At 72.5% G+C, this 9,682-nt stretch carries 11 protein-coding genes; 3 read left to right on the top strand and 8 right to left on the bottom strand.

The window, feature by feature from the left end; genetic code table 11:
* A partial coding sequence (locus tag EEJ42_RS38210; RefSeq protein WP_246097632.1) for an ABC transporter permease occupies positions 1 to 1,195 on the top strand: 1,195 nt, incomplete at its 5' end.
* 69 nt (positions 1,196 to 1,264) lie between these two features.
* On the opposite strand, the gene EEJ42_RS38215 is transcribed toward EEJ42_RS38210, so the two are convergent.
* The 4 genes from EEJ42_RS38215 to EEJ42_RS38230 form a co-directional block, all read right to left on the bottom strand.
* Positions 1,265 to 2,293 (bottom strand): 6-phosphofructokinase, encoded by a 1,029-nt coding sequence (locus EEJ42_RS38215; RefSeq protein WP_123106764.1) that lies wholly within the window; start codon positions 2,291 to 2,293, stop codon positions 1,265 to 1,267.
* A gap of 166 nt (positions 2,294 to 2,459) precedes the next feature.
* Positions 2,460 to 3,146, bottom strand: coding sequence for a response regulator (locus tag EEJ42_RS38220; protein ID WP_123106765.1), 687 nt, complete (start codon positions 3,144 to 3,146; stop codon positions 2,460 to 2,462).
* A gap of 16 nt (positions 3,147 to 3,162) precedes the next feature.
* The gene (gene macS, locus EEJ42_RS38225; RefSeq protein WP_123106766.1) at positions 3,163 to 4,401 is read right to left on the bottom strand and encodes a MacS family sensor histidine kinase; all 1,239 of its coding nucleotides are present in this window, start codon (positions 4,399 to 4,401) and stop codon (positions 3,163 to 3,165) included.
* Between the two features lie 66 nt (positions 4,402 to 4,467).
* On the bottom strand, positions 4,468 to 5,256 hold the full coding sequence (locus EEJ42_RS38230; protein ID WP_184503476.1) for a lysophospholipid acyltransferase family protein: 789 nt from the start codon (positions 5,254 to 5,256) through the stop codon (positions 4,468 to 4,470).
* 126 nt (positions 5,257 to 5,382) lie between these two features.
* Between EEJ42_RS38230 and EEJ42_RS38235 the strand changes: the two genes are divergently transcribed.
* On the top strand, positions 5,383 to 6,198 hold the full coding sequence (locus tag EEJ42_RS38235; protein ID WP_123106768.1) for an alpha/beta hydrolase: 816 nt from the start codon (positions 5,383 to 5,385) through the stop codon (positions 6,196 to 6,198).
* Positions 6,191 to 6,922, top strand: a complete 732-nt coding sequence (locus tag EEJ42_RS38240; RefSeq protein WP_123106769.1) for a hypothetical protein — start codon at positions 6,191 to 6,193, stop codon at positions 6,920 to 6,922. Before EEJ42_RS38235 ends, EEJ42_RS38240 begins: the two co-directional genes overlap by 8 nt.
* A 23-nt stretch (positions 6,923 to 6,945) precedes the next feature.
* On the opposite strand, the gene EEJ42_RS38245 is transcribed toward EEJ42_RS38240, so the two are convergent.
* The 4 genes from EEJ42_RS38245 to EEJ42_RS38260 all read right to left on the bottom strand — a co-directional run.
* Entirely contained in the window at positions 6,946 to 7,731 is a 786-nt protein-coding gene (locus tag EEJ42_RS38245; RefSeq protein ID WP_123106770.1) for an endonuclease/exonuclease/phosphatase family protein, read from the bottom strand.
* A gap of 21 nt (positions 7,732 to 7,752) precedes the next feature.
* Positions 7,753 to 8,694, bottom strand: a complete 942-nt coding sequence (locus tag EEJ42_RS38250) for an ROK family glucokinase (RefSeq protein ID WP_123106771.1) — start codon at positions 8,692 to 8,694, stop codon at positions 7,753 to 7,755.
* Positions 8,695 to 8,751: 57 nt separating this feature from the next.
* Positions 8,752 to 9,228: a DUF5304 domain-containing protein gene (locus EEJ42_RS38255; protein WP_123106772.1), complete on the bottom strand. Its 477-nt coding sequence runs from the start codon at positions 9,226 to 9,228 to the stop codon at positions 8,752 to 8,754.
* Between the two features lie 117 nt (positions 9,229 to 9,345).
* On the bottom strand, positions 9,346 to 9,682 hold a 337-nt coding region (locus EEJ42_RS38260), incomplete at its 5' end, for an ArsA family ATPase (protein ID WP_425473024.1).

Below are 9,682 nucleotides of genomic sequence, written 5' to 3' on the forward strand. Positions count from 1 at the left end.
CCGGTGGGCGGCCCGCCTGGCCGGGCGGCTGCCGTTGCCGCGGCCGGTCGCCCTGGGCCTGGCCCGGCCCTTCGCGCGGCCCGCCCGCGCGCTGGCCATGGGCACGGCGATCCTGTTCGGTGCCATCGCCGTCACGTTCACCGTGGGGATGGTCGCCTCGCTCGGCCAGGTGATGGAAGCCAAGGCCCACGACGCCGCCGATGTCACCGTGCCCGCGCCCTTGCCGGACTTCGGGCCCCCAGGCGCCGGCCCCGAGAAGCAGCGGCCCAAGGCCGATCCCGCCGCGGTCGCCGCGGCCGTCAAGGCCGCCGCCGGAACCGGGAAGTACTACCGCGCCGCGACGGTACGGGCGACCGTGTCCGGCGTGACCGGCATCATCGACGTGAACGCCTTCACCGGCGACGCCTCCTGGGGCGGCTACGCGATGGTCTCGGGCCGCTGGTTCGACAGGCCCGGCGAGGCCGTGGTCCCGACCCCCTTCCTGGCCGCCACCGGCACCCGCGTCGGCGACACCGTCACGCTGAACGGCCTGGCCGAGCCGGTCACGGTCCGGATCGTCGGCGAGGTCCTCGACCCCCGTAACGACGGCATGCAGGTCTTCACCGACGCCTCGACCCTCACGGCCGCCCGTCCCGACCTGACGGAGACGAGCCATCACATCGCGGTCACCTCGGGCACCGGGGTGACCGGCTACGTCGACGCGCTGAACACGGACCTGGCACCGCTGGGGGCCACCGCTCAGGCAGGAGGGCTCGGCGCCGGGGGCGACATGGTCGTGACGCTCAACGCGCTGTCCGTGTTCCTCACGGTGATGCTCGTCGCCGTCGCCGCGCTCGGCGTGCTGGGCGGCGTGCTGCTCGATACCCGCGAGCGCGTCCGGGAGATCGGTGTCCACAAGGCGCTCGGCATGACCCCCCGGCAGACCGTCGCGATGGTCCTCACATCGGTCGTCGTGACCGGACTCGTCGCGGGCGCTCTGGGCGTGCCGCTCGGCGTGGCCCTGCACGGCTGGGTCCTCCCCGCGATGGGCAACAGCGTGGGGCTCCGCTTCCCCGATTCCGTCATCGCCGTCTACCACGGGGCCGAACTGCTCCCGCTCGCTCTCGGCGGCCTGCTCATCGCCACCCTGGGTGCGCTCCTGCCCGCCGGCTGGGCCGCCAGGGCCCGGACCGCCACGGCCCTGCGCACCGAATAGGGGCCCGGGGCCGGCCCCGGGCCCCGCCCGACGGGGTGGCCGGGGCAGGGCCCGGGAGGTACGGCGGGGTCAGCCGAAGAAGACCTCCGCTTCCGCGTACAGCGACGGGTCCACCGTCTTCAGGCGGGCCGTCGCCTCGGCCAAGGGGACGCGGACGATGTCCGTGCCGCGCAGGGCGACCATCTTGCCGAAATCCTGGTCGCGGACGGCGTCGATGGCGTGCAGACCGAAACGGGTGGCGAGCCAGCGGTCGAAGGCGCTGGGGGTGCCGCCGCGCTGGACGTGGCCGAGGACGGTCGTACGGGCCTCCTTGCCCGTGCGCCGCTCGATCTCCTTGGCCAGCCACTCCCCGATCCCGGAGAGCCGGACGTGACCGAAGGAGTCCAGGGACTCGTCCTTGAGGACGGCATCGCCGTCCTTCGGCATCGCGCCCTCCGCCACGACCACGATCGGCGCGTAGCGGATCTTGAAGCGGGATTCGACCCACGCGCAGATGCGGTCGACGTCGAAGCGCTGCTCGGGGATGAGGATGACGTTGGCGCCGCCGGCGAGCCCCGCGTGGAGGGCGATCCAGCCCGCGTGGCGGCCCATCACCTCGACGACGAGGACCCGCATATGGGATTCGGCGGTGGTGTGGAGGCGGTCGATGGCCTCGGTGGCGATGTTGACCGCGGTGTCGAAGCCGAAGGTGTAGTCCGTGGCGGACAGGTCGTTGTCGATGGTCTTGGGGACGCCGACGCAGGCGATGCCGTAGTCGCCGGAGAGCCGGGAGGCGACGCCGAGGGTGTCCTCGCCGCCGATGGCGATGAGGGCGTCGACCTCCTGTTTGGCCAGGCCCTCCTTGACCCGGCGGATGCCGTCCTCGCTGTTGAAGGGGTTGGTGCGGGACGAGCCGAGGATGGTGCCGCCGCGCGGCAGGATGCCGCGTACCGCGCGGATGTCGAGGGGAACGGTGTCGTTCTGGAGGGGACCGCGCCAGCCGTCCCGGAAGCCGACGAAGTCGTAACCGTATTCCTGTACGCCCTTGCGCACGACGGCGCGGATGACCGCGTTGAGACCGGGGCAGTCACCGCCGCCGGTCAGCACTCCGACCCGCATCCTTTTCATCCCTTCTGCCGCTGAAATCCCGAGATTGGGCCCGATACGGGGGCCACGCTAACGGTGATCCAGGTCACAGGGGATGGGGTGAAAAGCGATTCCTGTGTTCCCCAAGGGAGTTGGGAGGGAAGTTCACCCGTTCGAGCGGCAAGGCGGCGGACGGGGCTCAGGCGTCGTCCAGCCCCGCCTCGATGGCGTACCGCACCAGCTCCACCCGGTTGTGCAGCTGGAGCTTGCCCAGGGTGTTCTGGACGTGGTTCTGCACGGTGCGGTGGGAGATCACCAGGCGCTCGGCGATCTGCTTGTACGAGAGCCCCTTGGCCACCAGCCGCAGCACCTCCGTCTCCCGCTCGGTGAGCTGCGGGGCGACCGGCTGGTCGGCGGTGGCGGGGGCGGGCTCGCTCGCCAGCCGCCGGTACTCGCCGAGCACCAGACCGGCGAGGCCCGGGGTGAACACGGCGTCGCCGACGGCGGTCCGGCGCACCGCGTCGATCAGCTCGTCCGTACTGGCCGACTTCACCAGATAGCCGGTGGCGCCGGACTTGACCGCCTCCAGGACGTCCGCGTGCTCACCGCTCGCGGAGAGCACCAGCACCCGCAGCTTGGGCTGGGCGGCGACGACCTCCTTGCAGACCTCGACGCCGGGCAGCCCGGGCAGGTTGAGGTCGAGCACCAGGACGTCGGGTTCGGCGGCCTTGGCCCGGCGGACCGCCTGCGGGCCGTCCCCGGCGGTGGCCACCACGTCGAACCCGGCCTCGGCCAGATCGCGGGCGACGGCGTCGCGCCACATCGGGTGGTCGTCCACCACCATCACCGTCACCGGCCGCTCGGCTTCGCGGTCGTCGTCGGTCATCGCGCAGTCGTTCCCTTCATGTCCGGTCCTTCGCGTTCAGCGCGGGTTTCGGAACCGTCAGCTCCACCTCGGTGCCCTGGCCCGGCGCCGAGATCCACTCGGCGGTCCCGCCGAGGTCGCGCAGCCGCCCCCGGATCGACAGGGCGACGCCGAGCCGCCCTTCGCGCTCGGCGTCGGCGAGCCTGCCGTCGGGGATGCCGGGCCCGTCGTCCCGTACGGTCACCATCACCGCGTTCGGCTCGTCCTCCAGCAGGATCCAGGCCCGGGCGCCCTCACCCGCGTGCACCCGCACATTGTCCAGCGCGGCACCGACAGCGGCCGCCAACTCCCCCGCCGCGGCGGCCGGGAGGATCACCGGGGCGCCGGGTTCGGAGAAGGTGACCTGGGACCCTGCGTGCGGGGCGATCAGGGCCCGCAGGTCACAGGGGTCGGCGCTGTCCTCGGGCACGCAGGGCAGGGCGTCGGCAGGAGCGGGATCGGGGCCGGGCGGCGAGGCCGGGGGCGTGGCGTCGTCGAGGTCGTGGCGGTCGTCGGCCGCGGCGCGCGGCGGGGTGACCAGGCCGGTGGCCACCAGCGAGCGCAGCGCGATCTCCTGCTCCCCCGCCATCCGGCCCAGTTCGGCCGCCTCGCCGCCGATCGCGGCGCCCCGCCGCTGCACCATGGCCAGCACCTGGAGCACGCTGTCGTGGATGTCGCGGGCCAGCCGCTCGCGTTCGCGGGTCGCCGCCTCGATGCGCAGCGCGCGGGCCAGGGTGCGTTCACTGGCGCGGGCGACCTCCACGACGTACCCGATGGCCACGCTCGCCACCCACACCAGCATCAGCATGTGGACGGTGTCCTGGGCGAACCCGCCGCGCTCGATGATGTTGGCCGCGCACACCACGGTCGACGCCCACGCGGCCCACCGCCAGCCGCCCTTGATGGCGAAGCCGAGGACCGCGCCCGCCGTCCATATCGAGGGCAGCGTGGGCGTGCCCTCGGCGATGCGGTCGTGGGTGTCGACCAGCGGGGTGAGCAGGATGCCGGTGATCGCCACCGCCAGGTCGCCGATCAGGAAGCGCCGGGTGCAGCGCTCGGCCGAGGAGACCATGCGGAAGGTCAGCGCCGTCCACACGGTCAGCACCGCCATGTAGGCGGCGGCGCCCAGCGGACGGTCGTAGTCGTGGAAGGAGTAGACGAAGAGACAGAGCGCGTAGATCAGCGTGAGCACCCGGTAGGCGGTCAGCGCATGCCACAGCGGCTGCTCCACGGACATGCGTACGACACGCTCGCGCTTGGGCTGTAGCGCCAACTTCCCCCCACCCCCGGGCCCGGCGCGACGTTACGCCCCGGTCTTGTCCTTGTCCGTGCTCTCGTCGTCCGTGCGCTTGTCGTCCGTGCTCTTGTCCGTGCCCTTTTCCGCGGCCTTCTCGGCCTTCTCGGCCTTCTTACGGGCCGCCTCCGCGTCCGCGATCTGCCGCTTGGCCGCGGTCGCGTAGATGTCGACGTACTCCTGGCCGGACAGCTTCATGATCTCGTACATGACCTCGTCGGTCACCGAGCGCAGGATGAAGCGGTCGCCGTCCATGCCGTGGTAGCGGCTGAAGTCCAGCGGCTTGCCGATCTTGATGCCGGGGCGCATCAGCTTGGGCATCACCTTGCCCGGCGGCTGGATCTTCTCGGTGTCGATCATCGCGACCGGGATCACCGGCGCGCCCGTCGCCAGCGCGACCCGCGCCAGACCGCCGGGCTTGCCGCGGTAGAGGCGACCGTCCGGCGAGCGCGTGCCCTCCGGGTAGATGCCGAAGAGCTCACCGCGCTTGATGACCTCGATCCCGGCCTTGATCGCGGCCTCGCCCGCGCCCCGGCTGCCCGAGCGGTCCACCGGCAGCTGGCCGACGCCCTTGAAGAACGCCGCGGTCAGCCTGCCCTTGATCCCCGGAGTGGTGAAGTACTCCTGCTTGGCGATGAAGGTGACCTTCCGGTCGAGCATCGCGGGCAGGAAGAAGGAGTCGGAGAAGGAGAGGTGGTTGCTCGCGAGGATGGCCGGCCCCTCGTCGGGGACGTTCTCCAGTCCCTCCACCCAGGGCCGGAAGGCGAGCTTCAACGTCCCACCCACCGACAGCTTCATTGCACCGTAGAACAACCGAGAACCTCCTGTATCCGACGAGGAGACCTTAACCTGCCTACCCCCGGTGGGGCGCGCCGCGTACGCTGAGGTCCCGTTGACCGCTACACCACCGAACGGAGATCCGTGGTGCCGCTCCTTCCCGGAGCCGAGCCGTTCCGCCACGACGGCGGAGAGATCGGCGTCCTCGTCTGTCACGGCTTCACCGGTTCGCCGCAGTCGGTGCGTCCCTGGGCCGAGCACCTCGCCCGGCGCGGACTCACCGTCTCGCTTCCGCTCCTCCCCGGCCACGGGACCCGCTGGCAGGATCTCGCGGTCACCGGGTGGCAGGACTGGTACGCCGAGGTCGACCGGGAGCTGCGGGCGCTGCGCGAGCGGTGCGCCCGGGTCTTCGTCTGCGGGCTGTCGATGGGCGGCGCGCTCGCGCTGCGGCTGGCCGCCCAGCACGGCGCCGAGATCAGTGGCGTCGCCGTCGTGAATCCCGCCAACCGGATCCACGATCCGCTGGCCGTGGCCCTTCCGGTGCTGCGTCATCTGGTGCCCTCCGTCAAGGGGATCGTGAGCGACATCGCCAAGCCGGGTTCCCAGGAATCGGGATACGACCGGATGCCGCTGCACGCCGTGCACTCGATGCGCCGCTTCTACCGGGTGGTCGACGCCGAACTGCCGCAGGTGACCCAGCCGCTGCTGGTGATGCACAGCCCGCAGGACCATGTGGTGCCGCCTGCCGACTCCGAGCGCATCCTGAGCCAGGTGTCGTCCCGGGACGTCATCGAGCGGCGGTTGGAGCGCAGCTACCACGTGGCGACGCTGGACTACGACGCCGAGTTCATCTTCGAGGAGACGGACACGTTCATCACCCGGCTGACCGCGGGTATGGGAGAGGACAGCGGGGCGTACCCCGGGGACGTCGGCGGGAAGGAGGGGGCGGCGGCCAGTGGCTGAGCGCGATTCGAACGAGAACGAGGCGGGGGCGCGCCGGGACGACGACGCCGCCTTCGCGGCGATCGTCGCCGCGTACGGGGAGGAGCCGCCGGACCCGCCGGGTGCGGAGCGGTGGCCCGTCGCCGAGAACCTGACGGAGAAGTGGGGCCGCGAGGACGCCCGCAGCGAGGACCGGCGCGACGACCGCCGCGACGACCCGCTGGACGAGCTGGACGACGGGCTGGACGACCGGTTCGAGGGCCGGTTCGAGGACGACTTCGATCCCGACGCCGAGGACGACCGCAGGGGCGCGACGGCCCCGGACACCCTCACCAAGGCCGACAAGGGCGACCAGGCCGACAAGGGTGGCCAGGGCGACGCGGCGGACAAGGGCGACAAGCCCGTCGGCAGCTTCATCGTGTTCGCGCCGGGCGTGGGCCCGCGCGACTGGGACGCCACGGAGTCCTCCGAGGACGACTTCGACGAGACCGACGAGGGTCACTTCGTCCCGCCCGAGCCGCCGCCGCTCCCCGAGTCCGACACCACGTCCCGGTTCGCCTGGCTGGGCGTGCTGGGCGGGCCGCTGCTGCTGCTCGGCGTGGTCCTGTTCCAGGTGGAGCTGACCTGGTGGATCACGACGCTGGGCGTCGGCGGTTTCCTGGGCGGCTTCGTCACGCTGGTGATGCGGATGCAGGACAGCGACGACGAGGAGGACGACGACCCGGGGCGCGGCGCCGTCGTCTGACGCTTTCCGCTGTAACCGCTGGTCTAGGCGGACGAGGGGGCCACGCGCGGCAGCCGGAGCGCGGCCAGGACCGGCAGGTGGTCCGTGGCCGCCCGCAGATCGGCGTCGCCGACGCCGGGCAGCCCGGACGGCACCCCACAGCCGATGATCTCGATGCCGTCGGACGCGAACAGCGCGTCGATGCGGCGGCGCGGATCACCCGGGTCGAACGTGGCCTCGCTCCCCCACGGCTCGGTGGCCCAGCCGTCCCGCAGCGTCCCGGCGATGCGGCGGAAGGCACGCCCGTCGGGCTGCTCGTTGATGTCCCCGGCGGCGACGGCGTACGGCACGTCGAGCGCGGCGACCCGGTCCAGCAGCATCCCGGCCTGGTCGTAGCGCTCGGCCGCGGCCAGGCTCAGATGGCAGCTGACGACGCCGAGGCGAATACCGTCGTCGTCCCGGTGGCCGCCGCCGAAGCGCAGCACGGCCGTGGCGAAGCCACGCCGGTGCAGTCCGGGGACGCGGGGCAGCAGGATGTCCTCGGCCCGCTCGACGTGGGCGCGCAGCGAGGTGAGGATCATGGGGCCGGTGGCGGTGGCCCCGCCCGTGGCGTAGACGAGGCCGGTCTCGCGGGCCAGCCAGGCGACGGCCTTGCGCCAGCGGAAGAAGCGCGGCGCCTCCTGGACGCAGACCACATCGGGGGCGCAGGCCCGGATCACCCGGGCCAGCGCCTCGCGGTCGTCGCGCAGTGAGCGGATGTTGTAGCTGAGCACCCGCACCACGGCCGCGTCCGGGCCGGTGGTGGAGGCGGGCAGATCCGCGAGCACCACGGGGTCCCCTCCCCTTGGCCGTCAGCCCTGGCGGGCGAGGTCGGCCGCGCCGACCAGCCCGGCCTTGCCGCCGAGCTGGGCCGCCAGCACCTGGGCGTGCGGCCGCCACTGGTTGCCGACCAGCCAGCGGCGGAACGACTTGCGGATCGGCTCCAGGACGAGGTCGCCCTCGTCGGAGACCCCGCCGCCGACGATGAACGCCGAGGGGTCGAAGAGCGAGGCGAGGTCGGCGAGCCCGGCCCCCGCCCAGCGGGCCAGCTCGCGGAAGGAGTCGATGGCGACCGGGTCGCCCTGGCGGGCGGCGTCGCTGATGTGCTTGCCCTGGATGTTCTCGGCGGTGCCGTCGCCGAGGCCGAGCAGGATCTCGGCGTTCTCCGGGGTGGCGTTGGCGCGCTGCTTGGCGTACCGCACCAGGGCGCGGCCGGAGGCGTACTGCTCCCAGCAGCCCTGGCTGCCGCAGCCGCACAGCAGACCGTCGGGGACGACCCTTATGTGGCCGAACTCGGCCGCGACACCGAAGCGGCCGCGGTGCAGCTTGCCGCCGATGATGATGCCGCCGCCGAGGCCGGTGCCGAGGGTGATGCACACGACGTCGTCGTGGCCCGCCCCGGCGCCGAACCGGTACTCGCCCCACGCGGCCGCGTTCGCGTCGTTCTCGACGACGACGGGCAGGCCGACGCGCTGCTCGACCTTGTCCTTCAGCGCCTCGTGCCGCCAGTTGATGTTGGGCGCGAAGAGCACCGTGGCGCGCTTGTCGTCCACGTAACCGGCCGCGCCGATGCCGACCGCCTCGACGTCATGACCGGTGCTGACCTTGCGCACCGCGTCCGCGATGGCGTCGACGACTCCCTCGGGGGTCGGCGGGGTCGATACCTTGCTCGTTTCGAGAATCGAGCCCTCTTCGTCGACCACGCCAGCCGCGATCTTCGTGCCGCCGATGTCGACGCCGATGGTGAGTCCCATGAGTCCCTCAGTTATTTGGTCGAACCCCGCCACCGCTAACGGTACCGGAGGGAGCGCTCAATCGAGGTCGATGTGTTCACTACTCGAACTCTGACCTTCGTCTCCGCCGGACGCGCCCCCGTCGTCGTCACTGCGGGTCCAACGCTGCTCCTGGCCCGTCACGGCGGCGCGGTAGGCGGCGAGAAGTTCGCTTCCGGCGCTGGCGAGATGCTCGAATACGTCGGGATTGCGCTCTATGACCGGCTCAACGGCCGCCTTCGCCCCTGCGATCAACTGTTGTACGGCCCCCTCCACCGCCGTACCGGCGAGCGGGGTCTGGAGCCCGGCCAGCTTCTCCGCGACGGCGTCGGCGAGCTTGCGCAACTCCTCGGCGGCGGTGCCCGGCTCCTCGCCGCCGCCCTCCCGGGCCCGCCGCCGTTCCTTCTCGGCGGCCAGGTCCTCGGCGCAGGCGCGCTCCCAGGCGTCGGGGTCGATCTCGGTGACCGGTACGTCGGTGCCGGGGCTGTCGGCGGGGCGCTCGGTGGCATCGCTCATGGCGAACTCCTGCGGCGGGGAGGCTGGCTGCCCGGTCCGTTCGTTCAACCGGGCTTGCTCTCGACGTTACCGGAACGACGGGCCTCGGTCAGAGCCCGCGCAGGGGCGTACGGGAGGTCAGGGCCGCCTCGGCCACAGGTCGGGGTCCGGGGTGAAGCGGACCTGGAGGTGACCGTCGCGCAGCCCGGCCCCGGAGACCGTGCAGCGGCGCAGCGCGGACGGCAGCGGCAGCACGCGGTGGAACGGTCCGACCGTGACGATCAGTTCGTCGCCGCGCCGGACCAGTCCCAGCCCGTCCCGGGAGGCACCGGGCAGCGGCAGCCGCCACAGCAGCACCCCCTCGTCGGCCAGCCGGTCCTCGACGGTCCACGGGTCGGCCGCCGGGCGGTCCGGCCGCGGGTCGGGCGCCCCGACGGGACCGGCCAGCGCGCCGAGACCGGCGGTCGGGCGGGGC

It is taken from the genome of Streptomyces botrytidirepellens, assembly GCF_003721215.1.
Classification (GTDB): Bacteria; Actinomycetota; Actinomycetes; order Streptomycetales; family Streptomycetaceae; genus Streptomyces; species Streptomyces himastatinicus.

Excerpts from the sequence above, each read along its gene's own strand:
- EEJ42_RS38215 (WP_123106764.1), bottom strand. The coding sequence starts at position 2,293 with ATGCGGGTCGGAGTGCTGACCGGCGGCGGTGACTGCCCCGGTCTCAAC.
- EEJ42_RS38220 (WP_123106765.1), bottom strand. The coding sequence starts at position 3,146 with ATGACCGACGACGACCGCGAAGCCGAGCGGCCGGTGACGGTGATGGTG.
- macS (WP_123106766.1), bottom strand. The coding sequence starts at position 4,401 with ATGTCCGTGGAGCAGCCGCTGTGGCATGCGCTGACCGCCTACCGGGTG.
- EEJ42_RS38230 (WP_184503476.1), bottom strand. The coding sequence starts at position 5,256 with ATGAAGCTGTCGGTGGGTGGGACGTTGAAGCTCGCCTTCCGGCCCTGG.
- EEJ42_RS38250 (WP_123106771.1), bottom strand. The coding sequence starts at position 8,694 with ATGGGACTCACCATCGGCGTCGACATCGGCGGCACGAAGATCGCGGCT.
- EEJ42_RS38255 (WP_123106772.1), bottom strand. The coding sequence starts at position 9,228 with ATGAGCGATGCCACCGAGCGCCCCGCCGACAGCCCCGGCACCGACGTA.